Annotated in this window: 12 protein-coding genes; 5 read left to right on the forward strand and 7 right to left on the reverse strand. The window is 65.1% G+C overall.

The window, feature by feature from the left end; genetic code table 11:
* Both QW868_RS03305 and QW868_RS03310 read right to left on the reverse strand, forming a co-directional pair.
* The gene (locus tag QW868_RS03305) at positions 1 to 651 is read right to left on the reverse strand and encodes a CoA transferase subunit B (RefSeq protein ID WP_315736356.1); all 651 of its coding nucleotides are present in this window, start codon (positions 649 to 651) and stop codon (positions 1 to 3) included.
* A complete protein-coding gene (locus tag QW868_RS03310; RefSeq protein WP_315736355.1) occupies positions 651 to 1,379 on the reverse strand; it encodes a CoA transferase subunit A in 729 nt (242 codons plus the stop codon). The genes QW868_RS03305 and QW868_RS03310 overlap by 1 nt, the downstream gene beginning before the upstream one ends.
* Positions 1,380 to 1,689: 310 nt before the next feature.
* Between QW868_RS03310 and QW868_RS03315 the strand changes: the two genes are divergently transcribed.
* The 5 genes from QW868_RS03315 to QW868_RS03335 all read left to right on the forward strand — a co-directional run bounded on the left by QW868_RS03315 (position 1,690) and on the right by QW868_RS03335 (position 7,987).
* Positions 1,690 to 3,639: an AsmA family protein gene (locus tag QW868_RS03315; protein WP_316229952.1), complete on the forward strand. Its 1,950-nt coding sequence runs from the start codon at positions 1,690 to 1,692 to the stop codon at positions 3,637 to 3,639.
* 142 nt (positions 3,640 to 3,781) lie between these two features.
* Entirely contained in the window at positions 3,782 to 5,164 is a 1,383-nt protein-coding gene (locus tag QW868_RS03320; protein WP_315717541.1) for an ABC transporter substrate-binding protein, read from the forward strand.
* Between the two features lie 102 nt (positions 5,165 to 5,266).
* Entirely contained in the window at positions 5,267 to 6,142 is an 876-nt protein-coding gene (locus tag QW868_RS03325) for a sugar ABC transporter permease (protein ID WP_315736354.1), read from the forward strand.
* The gene (locus tag QW868_RS03330; RefSeq protein ID WP_172109925.1) at positions 6,139 to 6,990 is read left to right on the forward strand and encodes a carbohydrate ABC transporter permease; all 852 of its coding nucleotides are present in this window, start codon (positions 6,139 to 6,141) and stop codon (positions 6,988 to 6,990) included. Before QW868_RS03325 ends, QW868_RS03330 begins: the two co-directional genes overlap by 4 nt.
* A gap of 7 nt (positions 6,991 to 6,997) precedes the next feature.
* Positions 6,998 to 7,987, forward strand: a complete 990-nt coding sequence (locus QW868_RS03335; protein ID WP_316229914.1) for an alpha/beta fold hydrolase — start codon at positions 6,998 to 7,000, stop codon at positions 7,985 to 7,987.
* Positions 7,988 to 8,014: 27 nt separating this feature from the next.
* Here QW868_RS03335 and QW868_RS03340 read toward each other — a convergent pair whose 3' ends face one another.
* The 5 genes from QW868_RS03340 to QW868_RS03360 form a co-directional block, all read right to left on the reverse strand.
* Positions 8,015 to 8,827 (reverse strand): ABC transporter permease, encoded by an 813-nt coding sequence (locus QW868_RS03340; RefSeq protein ID WP_316229915.1) that lies wholly within the window; start codon positions 8,825 to 8,827, stop codon positions 8,015 to 8,017.
* A gap of 171 nt (positions 8,828 to 8,998) precedes the next feature.
* Complete coding sequence (locus QW868_RS03345; protein WP_316229916.1) at positions 8,999 to 9,913, reverse strand: ABC transporter permease; 915 nt, start codon at positions 9,911 to 9,913, stop codon at positions 8,999 to 9,001.
* Positions 9,910 to 11,082 carry an ABC transporter ATP-binding protein gene (locus QW868_RS03350; protein ID WP_316229917.1) on the reverse strand — a complete coding sequence of 391 codons (1,173 nt, stop codon included), beginning with the start codon at positions 11,080 to 11,082 and terminating at the stop codon, positions 9,910 to 9,912. Before QW868_RS03350 ends, QW868_RS03345 begins: the two co-directional genes overlap by 4 nt.
* Before the next feature lie 50 nt (positions 11,083 to 11,132).
* The gene (locus QW868_RS03355) at positions 11,133 to 12,683 is read right to left on the reverse strand and encodes a glycerol-3-phosphate dehydrogenase (RefSeq protein WP_315777742.1); all 1,551 of its coding nucleotides are present in this window, start codon (positions 12,681 to 12,683) and stop codon (positions 11,133 to 11,135) included.
* Positions 12,684 to 12,814: 131 nt separating this feature from the next.
* The gene (locus tag QW868_RS03360; protein WP_316229918.1) at positions 12,815 to 15,520 is read right to left on the reverse strand and encodes an EAL domain-containing protein; all 2,706 of its coding nucleotides are present in this window, start codon (positions 15,518 to 15,520) and stop codon (positions 12,815 to 12,817) included.
* Between the last annotated feature and the right edge of the window lie 140 nt (positions 15,521 to 15,660).

Here is a 15,660-nt window from a genome sequence, read left to right on the forward strand (position 1 = left end):
TCAGGCATTCTTGAGCGCGACCCGGAACTCGGCTTCGGTCTTGGCCTTGACCTCGTCGAGCGTCACGCCATCGGCGAGCTCGATCAGGGCCATGCCGTCATTGCCATGCTTGTCGATCGTGAACACCGCCAGATCGGTCACCACCATGTCCACGACGCGCTCGCCGGTCAGCGGCAGCGTGCACTGCTTGAGCAGCTTCGGACCGTCCTTGGCGCTATGCTCCATGACCACGACGACGCGCTTGACGCCGGCGACGAGATCCATCGCGCCGCCCATGCCCTTGACCATCTTGCCAGGGATCATCCAGTTGGCGAGGTCACCGTTCTGGGCGACTTGCATGGCGCCGAGGATCGACAGGTCGATGTGGCCGCCGCGGACCATGGCGAAGGAATCGGCTGACGAGAAATAGCTGGTGATCGGCAGCTCGGTGACGGTCTGCTTGCCGGCATTGATGAGGTCGGGATCCTCCTCGCCCTCATAGGGGAACGGACCCATGCCGAGCATGCCGTTCTCGCTCTGCAGCGCCACGTCGACGCCCGGCGGGATGTAGTTCGAGACGAGCGTCGGAATGCCGATGCCGAGATTGACGTAGTAGCCGTCCCGCAGCTCCTTGGCGGCGCGCGCCGCCATCTGCTCTCGCGTCCAGGCCATCAGACTTCCTCCCCGGCTGCAGCGGCGGCTTCACGTTTGCGCACGGTGCGCTGCTCGATGCGCTTCAGTTCGGTTCCGACCTGGATGATGCGTTTGACGAAGATGCCGGGCGTATGGATGTGGTCGGGATCGATCTGGCCGGCCGGCAGCAGGTGCTCGACCTCCGCGACCGTCACCTTGGCCGCAGTTGCCATCATCGGATTGAAGTTGCGCGCAGTCTTGCGGTAGACGAGGTTGCCGGCGGTGTCGCCCTTCCAGGCGTGCACGATCGCCAGATCGGCAAACAGGCCGCGCTCCATCAGATATTTCTCGCCGTCGAACTCCCGCACCTCCTTGCCCTCCGCGACCAGCGTGCCGACGCCGGTCTTGGTGAAGAAGGCCGGGATGCCGGCGCCGCCGGCGCGGATGCGCTCGGCCAGGGTGCCCTGCGGGCAGAATTCGAGCTCCAGCTCGCCGGCCAGATATTGCTGGGCAAACAGCTTATTCTCGCCGACATAGGACGAGATCATCTTCTTGATCTGCCGCGTCTCCAGCAGCCGGCTGAGGCCGATGCCGTCGACCCCGGCATTGTTGGAGATGACGGTGAGGTCCTTCACCCCGGACTCGCGAATGGCGTCGGACAGGGTTTCTGCGATGCCACAAAGACCAAACCCACCCGACATGATGGTCATGCCGTCCTTGAGGAGGCCAGCAAGGGCGGATTTGGCGTCCGGATAGACCTTGTTCATACGGGAATGACCTGCTGCAGAGCGGCGATCGCGCGGATATCGACCGGATTATTAGGCGAAATCTTCGCAATGCGTCAATGATGCCTTCCCAACGCGCACATCCTGCTTTAGCTGTCGCACCAGCCTGCGCCTCCGAGGCGATCCGGAGTCCGGGATATCAGGGCTCCGCCGCAATCCGGCCACACCGGCGGCATGGCCTTGAAAGCGTCAAGAAAGCGCATCAAGTTGTTGATGTTGGCAGGGGTTTTCGGCGCACCCTGCCCATCCCGAGTAACCAGCGATCCGACGATCCCAGGACATGTCCGTGACCATGGCCCAAGGAATGAGGCGCCTCGGCACACCGATCGCGGTGCTGCTGGGCATCGCGTTCGTGGGCCTGCTGGCGAGCTCCTGGCTGGTCAATCGCGAGGCATTGCGGCAGGCGGTGGAGAGCCAGATCCGCGCCGTGACCGGGCTCGAGCTCGTTGTCAAGGGACATATCGACGTCTCCTTGTTTCCGGGCAGCTATGTCTCGTTCCACGATGTCGGTCTGAAGGGCAGCGGTACCGAGGATCCGGCCCTGCGCGTCGACGTGCTGACCGCCAATCTGCAATTGCTGCCGCTGCTGTTGCAGCGGTTCGAAATCGCCGACGTCATGATGCTGCGGCCGCAGATCAACGTCACCCGCGAGGCCGATGGCAACAGCAACTGGACACCCTTCATCGAGACCATCGCGCGCACGATGCGCCCGGGGCCCGACAGCCAGATGTCGTTCTCCGAGATCCGCATCCAGGACGGCATCCTGGTCTACGAGGACACCGGCCATCATGCTTCCGAGCGGCTCGACGATATCGACCTGTCGCTCGCCTGGCCGTCGATCTCGCGCTCGTTCGCGGCGACCGGACAGTTCGATTGGCGCGGTCAGCGCATCGAGGGATCCATCAGCGTCAGCGACTTCCTGGCTGCGCTGTCGGGAGACCGGTCCGGCTTGAAGATGCGGCTCGCCAGCCCGCCGCTGAAGGTCGCCTTTGACGGCACGGTCGCGAATCGCACCAGCGCGCTGATGGAAGGTACGCTGACGGTGGACAGCCCGTCGCTCCGCGACGCGCTGCGCTGGACGGGGCAGACGCCGCTCGGCGGCGGCGGCTTCGGGCGCTTCGCCTTGCGTGCGCGCGCCAACGTGGTCGGCGCCTCGATCGCACTCACCAATGTCAATGTCGAGCTCGACGGCAACACCGCCGAGGGCGTCATGACCTACGCCAATAACGGCCGGCAGACGCTGCAGGCGACGCTGGCGGCCGACGCGCTCGACTTCACCCCCTACATTTCGACGATCCGGCTGCTGGCCAATGGGGCCCGCGACTGGAATCGGCAGCTCTTCGACCTCAAGGCCTTGTCCACCACCGACCTCGACATGCGGCTATCGGCCGCAAAGGTCACGGTCGGCTCCTCGAAAATCGGACGCACGGCGTTCGGCGCCAACCTGCGCAACGGCGTGCTCGCCCTCTCGGTCGGCGAGGCGCAGATGTATGGCGGCATCGTGCGCGGCTCGTTTGGGATCGCCCGTGCCGACACCGTGGCCGACGTGAAGGCCGAGCTGCAATTCAACGACGTCGATCTGCAGGCCTGCGCCAACGAGATGTTCGGCGTGTCGTCGCTGTCGGGACGCGGCAATCTCAATGTCTCGCTGACGGCTTCGGGCTCGAGCCCGTTTGGGCTCGCCCAGTCGCTCGATGGCAGCGCCAACCTGCAGGGCCGCGATGGCGCGATCTCCGGCTTCAACGTCGAGCAGCTCCTGAAGCGCCTCGAGCGCAGCCCGCTGTCGCGCGGCGGCAATTTCCGCTCCGGTTCGACGCCTTACGACTCGCTGACGATCGCGGTCAAATTCTCCGAGGGCATCGCGACCGCCGAGGACATCCGCGTCGAGAGCCCGACCGCGCGCATCACCATGACCGGTACGGCCTCGGTGCCGACACGGGAATACGATTTCAAGGGCGTCGCGAGCCTGCTGTCGTCAGGCAATGGCAGCAACGGCTTCGAGCTGCCTTTCGTCGTCCAGGGCCCCTGGGAAGATCCGCTGATCTTTCCCGATCCGGAAAGCCTGATCCGCCGCGCCCCGGCCGCCGCCCCTCTGCTCGATGCGGTCAAGGACCGCAAGACGAGGGATGCGGTGCGCTCGGTGCTGGAACGATTCACCGGCGGCGGATTGCGCCCGGCCCAGCCGGACAACGTGCCGCAGGCTGACGCTCCGACAGGCGACACTCCCACCAAGCAGAACTGACCAACGCGGCTTGCTTCGCGTGCCGATACACGGCCGCCGCCACGACCCATGTCTGATATATTACTTCTGGATCACGTCGGGTCCCTGGGCTAGTGTCCCGCCACAACCGATCAAGCAAGATCGGCGGATCAGGGAGAGACACGTGAAATCCAGGGGAATGGGTGCGCTTTCAATCGCAGTCGCAGCCGCCGGGCTTTTTTGCGCTGCAGCACCAGCCATCGCTCAGGACACCATCACGATCTGGTGGAGCAAGGGCTTCTACAAGTCCGAGGACGATGCGCTGCTCAACGTCGTCAAGAAGTTCGAGGCCAAGACCGGCATCAAGGTCGAGCTGTCGCAATACGCGATCCAGGACATGATTCCGAAGACGGTCGCCGCGCTCGATTCGGGCACCGTGCCCGACGTGGCCTACGCCGACACCTACGACGTTCAGGCCCAGGGCAAGTGGGCCTACGAAGGCAAGCTCGAGGATCTCACCGACATCCTGGAGCCGATGAAGTCGGCGTTCGCTCCGAACACGCTCGAGACCGCCTACCTCTACAACAACGTCACCAAGAAGAAGGCCTATTACGGCTTCCCGCTGAAGCAGCAGAGCATGCACGTCCAGATCTGGGGCGACCTGCTGAGCAAGGCCGGCTTCAAGCAGAGCGACATCCCCACCAAGTGGGAAGACTACTGGACGTTCTGGTGCGACAAGGTGCAGCCGGCGGTCCGCAAGGCCACCGGCCAGCGCATGTATGGCGTCGGTCAGCCGATGGGCGTGGAATCCACCGACTCGTTCCAGTCGTTCTACACCTTCATGGACGCCTACAACGTCAAGCTGGTCGACGACGACGGCAAGCTCCTGGTCGACGATCCCAAGGTGCGCGACGGCCTCGTCAAGGCGATGAAGGACTATACCGACACCTACATCAAGGGCTGCACGCCGCCGTCCTCGACGACCTGGAAGGATCCGGACAACAACGTCGCCTTCCACAACAAGACCATCGTGATGACGCACAACTTCACGATCTCGATCGCGGCGAAGTGGTTCGAGGACTCAACCAACCCCGCGCTGACGCCCGAGCAGCGCGCCGCGGGCAAGAAGGCCTATGAGGAGGACATCATCACCGCGTCCTTCCCCAACAAGCCCGATGGCACGCCGATCAAGTATCGCTCCGACGTAAAGACCGGCCTGATCTTCGCCAATGCTCCTCACAAGGCGCAGGCCAAGGAATTCATCAAGTTCCTGATGCAGGAGGAGAACCTCGGCCCCTACATCGAGGGCGCGCTGGGCCGCTGGTTCCCGGTGACGACCGCAGGCCAGAAGAGCCCGTTCTGGCAGGCCGACCGCCATCGCAAGGCCGTGTACACCCAGTTCACCGGCGGCACCACGCCGTTCGACTTCACCAAAAACTACAAGTTCACGATCCTCAACAATGAGAACGTCTGGGCCAAGGCGATGAACCGCGTGGTCAGCGAGAAGGTGCCGGTCGAAAAGGCCGTCGACGAGCTGATCGCGCGGCTGAAGGAGGTCGCCGGCTAGTCTCTCGCCTCGCGAGACACTAGCTTGAGATCCTGAAAACGACAACAAGTGCCGGCCGCAGTGTCTGCGGCCGGTTTGGCAATAGGCTTGGAACAGACGACTATGGCGATCACGCTCTCAGCTTCCGATTCCGCGCTCGCGGAAGCGCCGCGCCCGGTGCTGCTGACACCGTCACAGGTATGGGGCATCGTCATGCTTGCCCCCTATTTGCTCGTCTTCCTTGCCTTCGTCGTCTATCCCGTCGGCTACGGCCTGTGGCTCGCCCGCGAGCCGGCCAGCTACGTCGCGCTGTACAACGACCCCATCTTCGCGCGCGCCGCCGTCAACACGCTGATCTTCCTCCTGGTCGGCATCAATCTGAAGATGGTGATCGCGCTGTTCCTGTCCGGCTTCTTCGTGCAGCAGCGCGGCTGGATCAAATGGCTGTCGGTCATCTTCATCCTGCCCTGGGCGGTGCCTTCGATCCCGACCATCCTGTCGGTGCGCTTCATGCTCAATCCCGAATGGGGCGTGGTGAACCAGCTGATCTTCAAGTTCACCGGCGAAGATGGCCCGAACTGGCTGAACGACCCGACGGTCGCGCTGTCGATGGCGATCGGCATGCACATCTGGAAGTCGCTGCCGTTCTGGACCTTGATCCTGATGACCGGGCGGCTGGCGATCTCGCACGATTTGTTCGAGGCGGCCGAGGTCGACGGCGCCACCTGGTGGCAGAAGTTCCGCTACATCACCTGGCCGTCGATGCAGACGCTCTACATCACCTGCACGCTGCTCTCGATGATCTGGACGCTCGGAGACTTCAACAGCGTCTATCTCCTGACCGGCGGCGGTCCGGCCGATCTCACCCACGTGCTGGCGACGCTCGGCATCCGCTATCTCCGGCTCGATCAGCTCAGCCTCGCCATGGCCTCGATCGTCTGCGCGATGCCGCTGGTGCTGCCCCTGGTCTATTTCATGATGAAGCGGTTGTCGCGATGAAGCTCCCCACCCTCCGCGAAGTCGGCACCGAGGCCCGGCTGCTGCTGATCGGCATTCCCGTCTTCATCTGGACGATGATCCCGATCTACCACATGTTCCTGTTCGCGATCTCGCCGAAGGAGGACGCGTTCTCGGGCAAGCTGTGGCCGGACCATCCGACGCTGCACAATTTCTCGATCGTGTTCCACCAGCAGCATTACTTCCTGCGCGATTTCTGGGTCCAGTTCGGCAACTCGGTCGTGATCGCCATGGCCGTGGGCGCGCTGACACTGATCATTGCGACCTGTGCGGCCTATGCCATCTCGCGCCTGCGCGTGCCTGGCAGCCGGGTGGTGATGAACCTCGCGCTGTTCACCTATTTCATCCCCGCCGCGTTCCTCGCGGTACCGATGTATCGCACCATGGGCAAATACGGCCTGCTCAACAACGACTGGTCGCTGATCCTGGCGATGGTGACGATTGCCTCGCCCTACGCGATCTGGGTGCTGAAGCAGGCCTCCGACAAGCTGCCGGTCGAGCTGGACGAGGCTGCCGTCATGGACGGCGCCAGCCCGCTGCAGATCTTCCGCCTCGTCTATGTACCGCTGATGATGCCGTCGCTGGTCGCGATCGGAACGTATGCGGTGCTGCTGGCCTGGAACGAATACCTCTACGCGTTCCTGCTGCTTTCGAACGACAAGGATATCACGCTGCCCGTGGCGCTCGGCAACTTCCTGGCCGCCGACGATTCGCCGTGGGAGCTCCTGATGACCACCGGCTTCATCTACGCGTTGCCGCCGGCGGCGGTCTATTACGCCTTCAAGCGCTACATGGTGGGCGGCCTCACCGCCGGCGCCGTGAAGTCATGACGGAGCGATGAGGGTCGGATTTCGTCAGGGACGGTTCGAGGACGCTTCGCGGCCGAACTGGGATGGCGACGGGCCGCGCCCGATCGACTGGTTCGCTTGGTATCCAGCCGCCAACGGCGCCGTGGAAACGGCGCTCCCTATCGCACCATGGCCGCAGGGCTGGTTCAAAGCGGGACCAGCGGCTTTGAATGCGCCGCTCGCTGCAAGCGCGGGCGCCTGTCCTCTCGTCGTGTACTCTCACGGCACCGGCTGCAACGGCCTGCAGTTCGAATGGCTGGCGCGCGAGCTGGCAAGCCGCGGCTTTGTCGCGGTCGCCGTCAATCATCATGGCAACAGCAATGCCGAGCCGTACCGAGCAGAGGGCTTCCTCTGCTCATGGGAACGCCCACGCGACGTGTCCTTGCTGATCGACCACATCGTGGCTCATCCCGATTTCGAAGGCCGCATCAACCTCGACCGCATCTACGCCGTCGGCTATTCGCTCGGCGGCGTCACGGCCACCGCCCTGATCGGCGCCATCATGATCCGCTCACCGTTCGAGCCAGGCGCCAATCTCGGCCGCGGCCCCCGCGAGTTTCCCGATCTCGTCGATCATCTGCCGCGGCTGATGGAGAAGAGCCCAATCTTCCGCGACTCCTGGGCGCGCATGTCCGCATCCCATCGCGATCCCCGCATCAAGGCGGCGCTGCTACTGGCGCCGGGGCGCTCGGTGCAGGGCTTCTTCGAGGACAGCATCGCCGCGATCAACGTCCCGACGCGCATCATGGTCGGCGGCGCCGATGCGCTGCTGCTGGCCTCACGCTGGCTGCATGAGCGACTGAGCGGTAGCGCATTCGAGATCGTCGCCGACGACGCCGGGCACTACGTCTTCCTGCCGGAGAGTACCGAGCTCGGCAGACAGAGCGATCCGGCTTGCTGCGTCGACCCGCCATCGGTCGACCGCGGCACGATCCATCGCGCGGTCGTCACCGCCGCCTTGCGGCTGTTCTTGCGTTGATCAATGCTGTCTCAGCATTCTCCGTCATTATAGCGGAGCTGCGCTCTCGCCGCGATCACTCGACAGCTTCGAGACCAGCGACGCGATGATGATCACCACGGCAATCAGCCCGATCACCAGCGTGCAGATCGCATTGATCTCCGGTTTCACCCCGAGCCGAACCTCGGAATAGATCCGAATCGGCAGCGTCGCCGAACCGGGGCCGGTGGTAAAGCTCGCGATCACGAGATCGTCGAGCGACAGCGTGAAGGCCAACATCCAGCCCGCGACCACCGCCGGCGCGATCAGCGGCAGGGTCACCATGACGAAGGCACGGAACGGGTCGCAGCCGAGATCCATCGCGGCTTCCTCCAGGCTGCGGTCGAGCGAGACCAGCCGCGACTGCACGACCACCGCGACGAAGCACATCGTGAGGGTGGTGTGGGCGACCGTCACCGTCCAGAAGCCGCGCTCGGCGTCCAGCGCCACGAACAGCAGCAGCAGCGACAGGCCGGTGATCACCTCGGGCATCACCAGCGGCGCATACAACATGCCGGAGAACAGCATGCGGCCGCGAAATCCCTGGCCACGCGACAGCGCCACCGCGGCCAGCGTCCCCAGCACCGTCGCCGCCGTGGCCGAGGTGGCGCCGACGCGCAGGCTCATCCAGGCCGCATCGATCATGGCGCGATCGCTGAAGAACTCGTGATACCAGCGCAGCGACCAGCCGCCCCACACAGTGACCAGGCGCGAGGCGTTGAACGAGTAGATCACCAGGACCAGGATCGGGAGGTAAAGAAAGGCGAGCCCAAGCGTCAGCGACGCGACGTTGAAGCGCGACAGGCGGGAGGGATTAGGCACGATCTCCTCCTCCCTCAATCCCAGTGAAACCTTCTCCGTTCCCTCCCCCCTTGTGGGGGAGGGTCAGGGAGGGGGGCACCCAGCAAAGACCGCCAATGCGGACCCCCACCCCCAACCCCTCTCCGCAAGGGGGAGGGGGGCGAGAGAGCGTGCCTTGCTGTACGCCATCCATCACCTGCTCTCCTCCAACTGCCGGCGCTGCAGCCGGTCGTAGAGCAGAAGCGGCAGCAGCAGCACGACCAAGAGGACCACGGCGATGCTGGAGGCCACCGGCCAATCCTTGTTGGTGAAGAATTCGAGCCAGAGCGTCTGGCCGATCATCAGCGATTTCGACCCGGCGAGCAGATCGGGAATGACGAACTCGCCGACGATCGGGATGAAGCACAGCAACGCGCCCGCGCCGACGCCGGGCAGCGACAGCGGAAACGTCACCAGCCAGAAGATCTCGCGCGGCGAGGCGCCGAGATCGGCGGCGGCTTCTTCCAAGGCCGGCTCCAGCTTGGTCAGCGTCGCGAACAGCGGCAGGATCATGAACGGCAGATAGGAATAGACGATGCCGACATACATCGCGCTGTCGGTCGACAGCCACACCACCGGCGTGGACACCAGATGCAGCGCGAGCAGGATCTGGTTCAGGAGGCCGTCATGCTGCAGGATGTTGACCCAGGCGTAGATGCGGATCAGGAACGAGGTCCAGAACGGCACGATCACCAGCATCATCGCGATGCCCTGCCAGCGCCTGGGGAGCCGCGCCATGCCATAGGCGATGGGGTAGCCGATCAAGAGCAGGATCGCCGTCGACGTCGCCGCGACGACGACGCTGCGCAGATAGGATGAAAGATACAGATCGTCAGACAGCAGCAGACGGAAATTGTCGAGCGACAGCGCCGCAAAGGCGTCGCGGAGCGACGACAAACCATCAGCCAGCGAGAACACCGGCGTATAGGGGGGCTGCGCGATCGCAGTCTGCGACAGGCTGATCTTGGCGACGAAGGCGAACGGCACCAGGAAGAACAGCACCATCCAGATGTAAGGCGCGATCGCCGCAAAGCGGGCCGGGCGCGAGAAGATGCGGCGCGCGCTCATCGCTCCAGCACCAGGCAATCGTCGGGCGTGAACCAGGCGACCACGCGCTGGTTCAGGCCATAGCCGTCGGCATCGAGCCGGGCGGTGTTGGCCTGCGCAGCGTGAAGCACGGCGCCGCCGTCGAGCTTGATCTTGTAGACGGTCCTGCCACCGAGATAGCTCGCATCGGTGATGGCGCCCTCGACACAATTGATCGCAGCAGCATCGCCGGCCGGTCGACGGAGCGCGAGGCGGATCTTCTCCGGACGGATCGCGACCGCGACCTTGCTCTCGCTGATCGGAGCCATCGGCTGCGCCACGACCAGCTCACCCGCAGTGTGGGTCACGACCCTGAGCCGGAGCGGCTCCCGCGCGGTCACCTCGCCCTCGAACAGATTGATGTCGCCGACGAACTCCGCGACCCACCGCGACGCGGGCTCCTCATACAGACGTCGGGGGACCGCGACCTGCTCGAGCCTTCCCGCGTTCATCACCCCGATCCGGCTCGCCACCGTCATCGCCTCCTCCTGGTCGTGGGTGACGATGATGAAGGTCATGCCGAGCTTGCGCTGCAGCTCCATCAGCTCGACCTGCGTGCTCTCGCGCAGCTTCTTGTCGAGCGCAGCCATCGGCTCGTCGAGCAGCAGCACCTGCGGCCGGCGCGCCAGTGAGCGCGCCAGGGCGACGCGCTGCTTCTGCCCGCCCGAGAGCTGATCCGGCTTGCGCTTCTCCAGCCCTTCGAGCCGCACCAGCGCCACCATCTCGGCAACGCGCGTGGCGATCTCGGCGCGCGGCATGCCGGCGCGCTTCAGGCCGAAGGCGATGTTGTCGCGCACGTTCAGATGCGGGAACAGCGCGTAGTTCTGGAACATCATGTTGACGGGCCGCTGATGCGGCAGCACCTGCGCGATGTCCTCGCCCGAAAGCAGGATGCGCCCTTCATCCGGCGTCTCGAAGCCGGCCAGCATGCGCAGCAAGGTCGTCTTGCCGCAGCCGCTGGGGCCGAGCAGCGCGAAGAACTCGCCGGCGCGGATGTCGAGCGAGACGCCGTCGACGGCGCGGAAGCTGCCGAATGTCTTGACGAGGTTCTCGATCCGCAGGATCGGCGGCTGAGCATCGGGACGCGGTTCCGGCGCTGGTGATGCTGCCAGCTCTCCGGCAGGCGCTGGGTTTGCGATGTTGTCAGCCATGTCCCGATCAAATCACCCTGCCCGGCCACAACGGCCGACCGGTCGGCAAGCTAGCCGCCCACGGATTGCAGCTCAACCGCGCGGGCCGGACTATCCCCGCTCGCGTCAACGGCCTGCGGCGTGCCCCGGCCACAGGCCGCAGTGGTCATGAACGCAGCGAGCGCATCGCGTTCGGCAGCGGGAAGCGTCAGACCCAGCTTGGTCCGCCGCCACAGCACGTCGTCGGGAAACCGCGCCCATTCGCGCGCCATGAGGTAGCGGACCTCCGCCTCGGTCAGCTGCGGCCCGAACGCCTGCCCGAGATCGGCCCGGCACCTCGCCTCGCCAAGGATCTCCGCCAGCCGGGTGCCGTAGGCGCCGAGCAGCCGCCGGGCCTCGGCTTCGCTGAGAAAGCGCCAGCGCTCCCGTGCGTCATCGACGAGATCCTCGAACCGGTCCCAGGCGAAGTCGCCACCCGGAAGCGGCGCTCTCGCAGTCCAGCGTGGCGACATCGGATAAAAGCGCGCGAGGCGGGAGACCGCCTGCTCGGCCCGGTGCCGGGCTGTCGTGACGTCGCCGCCGCACATGGTCAGGAGCGGCGCCTTGGCGCGGCCAGCATCGAGGCTCACGACCGTTTCCAGCCGCCCGCTGTCGGCGGCGCGCAGCACCATCATGTTGGCGCCGGCCACGCTCCGGACCACGTCCGCAGGCTGGATGTCCGAGCGGAAATAGCGGTTCGCCGCCTTGCAGAGATAGGCCACGTCTGCCGCCGGCACCGCCACCACGGCTGGGTCACCCTTGAAGCCGTGGACCACCGTGCCGATCAGGGTGAAATCCTGCTCGTAGGGCTGGGCAAAGATCAGCCGTCCATCCGAATTCTGAAACACGTAGACCGCTTCGACATCGAACAGCCGCGGCACGATGATCTGGCTGACCTGCCGCGCGGTGACCCGCGGCGGCGGCTGACGCAGCACGGTCTCCGCCGTCGAGACGCTCCACGCGCCGGTGGCGTTGGCGAGCGCGCGCGAGGTGACGATGCGTCGATGGCCGCGGTCGATGATGGCGAGACGCCATATATGGTCGCGGTCGGCCCGCACGCAGCGGGCGCCGGTGCGGATCGACGCGCCGCGCTCGGCAGCGTCCATCGCGGTCAGGACCACCAGGCGGGAATCGTCGACCACGCAATCGGAATAGTCGAATGCCGTCCCGATCGGACGCTTCAGGGCATCTCCGATCGGATGATGCGTGACGTCGAGCGCCGACGCTGACGGCAGCCGGTTGCGCGCAGCGAGGCGGTCGTAGAGCCAGAGTCCTGCGCGCAGTTGCCATGGCGGCCGCTCATTGGCGTGAGCTGGAATAGCAAAGCGGATCGGTCGGACCAGATGCGGCGCGACCGTGAGCCAGACGTCGCGCTCGGCGAGCGCGCGGCGCACGCGCAGAAAGCTGCGGCGCTCCAGCGCTGCGAGATCCCCATGCACCAGCCGCGACGTGGCCGACGAGGCGCCGCCGCCGAGATCGCCCTGCTCGACAAGGAGCACGCGCAGACCGCGGCCAGCCGCATCACGCGCCAGGCTGACGCCGTTCAGACCTCCGCCGATGATCGCAAGATCGTAGTCCGCCATACGCAAGGTCTTCGAGCGTGCCAGGACGAACGATCGTAGACCGGCGGAGATGATTCTCGTAGCGGCTTAGCTGTCATGCGCGCGGATAAATTCGCGCTGTTGCGCAACGGCCTCTGACCACGAGTGCCCGGTCAGCCGGTCTTGCGAACGGACGCGTCGTCGTCGTCGTGAGCGCGACCGACGATGCCGTCGTATTTGCCGATCGGCAGGGGCTTGCCGAGCAGATAGCCCTGAACCGAGTCGCAGCCCTGCTCGGCGAGGAAGCCGAGCTGCTCGGGCGTCTCGACGCCTTCCGCCACGATCGACATGTTCATGCCGTGACCCAGACCGATGACCGCACGAATGATCGCCGCCGATTGCGGGTTGCGGCCGATATTCATGACGAAGGCGCGGTCGATCTTGATCTTGTCGAACGGGAAGGCCTGCAGGTAGCTCAGCGACGAGTAGCCGCTGCCGAAATCGTCCATCGAGACGCGAACGCCGAGCGCCTTCAGCCGGCGCAGCAGCGCGACACCACGATCGAAATCCTCGATCAGCACACCCTCGGTGATTTCGAGCTCGAGCCTGCCGGGCGCGAGCCCCGTCTCGAGCAGGATCGAATGGACCAGTGCGACAAGGTCGCCATGAACGAACTGGGCCGGGGACAGGTTGACCGCGACCTGCAGCGGCTTCGGCCACGACGCCGCCTCGCGGCAGGCCTCGCGCAGGATCCACTCGCCCATCTCGACGATGAGGCCGCTCTCTTCCGCGAGCGGAATGAAGTCGCTCGGCGGCACGAAGCCGCGGACCGGGTGCTGCCAGCGCGCCAGCGCCTCGAAGCCGATGATCTCGCTGGCGTCGACCGTGCGGCCGGAGGCGGCCTGCGGCTGGAAGTACAGCGACAGTTCGCCATGCTTGATCGCGACAGACAGCTCCTGATGCAGAACGCGGCGGTCGCGGATCTGCTGATCCATTTCAGGCTCGTAGAAGGTGATGCTGCCGCGCGATTTGGCCTTGGCGCGGAACAGAGCGGCACCCGCATTGGCGAGCAGCGACGCCGGATCCGAACCATTGTGCGGGAACACCGAGATGCCCGTCGTCAGCGCTGTGCGAATCGACTTGCCGTCGATCTGGAAGTCCACCGCGATCGCCGCCGCCAACTGCTCGGCCAGCGCCCTGCCCATCTCCGGTTGCTTGCCGTCGATGATCAGCCCGAACTCATCGCCGGAGAGACGCGCGACCACCCCGCCCCGGGCAACGGCATGGACGCGGCGGGCGACCTCGATCAACAGCTTGTCGCCGATGGCGTGGCCGAAGACGTCGTTGACGTCCTTCAGGCCCTTGAGATCGACGTTCAGGACCGCGAACTCCTCATCCGTGTCCGCGCAGGCCTCGATCATCTGGCTCAAGGCCTGCAGGAACGCGGCGCGGTTAGGCAGATCGGTCAGGCCGTCGTGATAGGCCATGTGCGCCATCCGCGATTCGGTCTGGCGCCGGTCGGTGACGTCCTCATAGGTCTTGATCAGATATTGCGGCTCGCCGGTCTCGCCCAGCACGGTTGCCCGTCGGGTCAGGAACAGCCGCAGACCGTCTTTGGTCGAGATCGGATGTTCCTCGGTCAGAAGGCTGCGCTTCTTGATAGCGGCTTCGTCGCGCGCCATGATCAGTCTGGCCTCGCGCGGATTGAAAATGTCGGCGGCGGTCAGGCCCGTGGCATCCTCGCGCTTGCGGTTGAGGATGATCTCGGCGCTGCGGTTGGCGAGCAGATAGCGGCCGTCGCTGACGCTCTCGACGATGAGCGAGACCGGAATGTTGTCGACGACCAGCTCCAGGAACTTCTTGCTGTTCTCCAGCTCGCGGCTCAGCGATCGCCGCTCCGTGGCATCGTCGAACAGCGCGATGAGGAACTGCGGCTCGTTCTTGTCGTTGCGTGCAACGACCCGATGGGCTTCGAGGATGCGCTTGTCGTTGCCGCGTTGAACGACCAGCTCGCTGCAATAGGTGGTGCCGGGCGCCAGCATCGCTTCGCGGTCGGCAGCCGCGATGTCGGCCGCGGTCGCGTCGCCGAAGAGATCGCTCGGGCGCCGTCCGATGATCTGATCCCGCGGCATCCGAGAGAACTGCTCGAATGCTCGGTTGGCGAAGATGTAGCGGCCGTCGTCGATGTTCTTGGCGGCGACGCAGACGGGAACCTGATCGACCACCGATTCCAGGAACTGCTTGGTCGAGGCGAGCTCGCGCTCCAGCCGGCGCTGCACCGTGCAGTCTTCGTGGATGCCGATCGATCCGCCGGTCGGAAGACGGAATATCTGGGCTCGCACCACACGTCCGCCGGGCAGCTCGGTCAGGCACCCGTCCGGCTCCCGCGCCTGGCGCGCATAGTCTTCGACCGTCAGATTGAGCAGGCCGCGCTGCTGCCGCAACTCGACCAGATCCCGGCCGGTGCAACCGGGCGGAATGTCGGCCCGGCTCATGCCGTAGATTTCGAGGAAGCGATGGTTGTAGAAGACGACGCGGTTGGCGGCGTCCGTCAGCATCAATCCCTGGCTCAGATTGTTGAGCGCGGAGCTGATGAAAACATTACGCCGCAGTTGTGCCCGCTTGGCGCGCCGCAAGGCCGAATGGATCCAGATCACGACCGAGGCGAGGAAGGCGCAGACGACGACCCCGGCGATCAACACTTCCCAGAGCACATCCGGCTCGATGGTGCCCAGGTAGCCGGAGGGCGAGAAATCGGACGACGCAGCCCAGGCGCGCGTCGGCGCAGCCGCCCACGCTGCCATGGCGGCCATCGAGGCCGCAACGACGCACGCAGAAAACGCGTTTCGGTCGCTCGCCTGCCAATTCTTGCCAGCCATCAATCACCCGCGGTATTCGGCGACAGTATCTGGCTTCACCTATTGGGATCGGGTAAACGGGTTCGGCAAACTTCGAAAAAGACGAAGCAAATTTGGTCAATGGCCTCCCTATGATGAACGGTTTGCTAAGGGCGTGCGCA

This window comes from Bradyrhizobium sp. SZCCHNR1051 (assembly GCF_032489615.1).
Lineage (GTDB): Bacteria > Pseudomonadota > Alphaproteobacteria > Rhizobiales > Xanthobacteraceae > Bradyrhizobium.

Excerpts from the sequence above, each read along its gene's own strand:
- QW868_RS03305 (WP_315736356.1), bottom strand. The coding sequence starts at position 651 with ATGGCCTGGACGCGAGAGCAGATGGCGGCGCGCGCCGCCAAGGAGCTG.
- QW868_RS03310 (WP_315736355.1), bottom strand. The coding sequence starts at position 1,379 with ATGAACAAGGTCTATCCGGACGCCAAATCCGCCCTTGCTGGCCTCCTC.
- QW868_RS03315 (WP_316229952.1), top strand. The coding sequence starts at position 1,690 with ATGGCCCAAGGAATGAGGCGCCTCGGCACACCGATCGCGGTGCTGCTG.
- QW868_RS03325 (WP_315736354.1), top strand. The coding sequence starts at position 5,267 with ATGGCGATCACGCTCTCAGCTTCCGATTCCGCGCTCGCGGAAGCGCCG.
- QW868_RS03330 (WP_172109925.1), top strand. The coding sequence starts at position 6,139 with ATGAAGCTCCCCACCCTCCGCGAAGTCGGCACCGAGGCCCGGCTGCTG.
- QW868_RS03335 (WP_316229914.1), top strand. The coding sequence starts at position 6,998 with ATGAGGGTCGGATTTCGTCAGGGACGGTTCGAGGACGCTTCGCGGCCG.
- QW868_RS03345 (WP_316229916.1), bottom strand. The coding sequence starts at position 9,913 with ATGAGCGCGCGCCGCATCTTCTCGCGCCCGGCCCGCTTTGCGGCGATC.
- QW868_RS03350 (WP_316229917.1), bottom strand. The coding sequence starts at position 11,082 with ATGGCTGACAACATCGCAAACCCAGCGCCTGCCGGAGAGCTGGCAGCA.
- QW868_RS03355 (WP_315777742.1), bottom strand. The coding sequence starts at position 12,683 with ATGGCGGACTACGATCTTGCGATCATCGGCGGAGGTCTGAACGGCGTC.
- QW868_RS03360 (WP_316229918.1), bottom strand. The coding sequence starts at position 15,520 with ATGGCTGGCAAGAATTGGCAGGCGAGCGACCGAAACGCGTTTTCTGCG.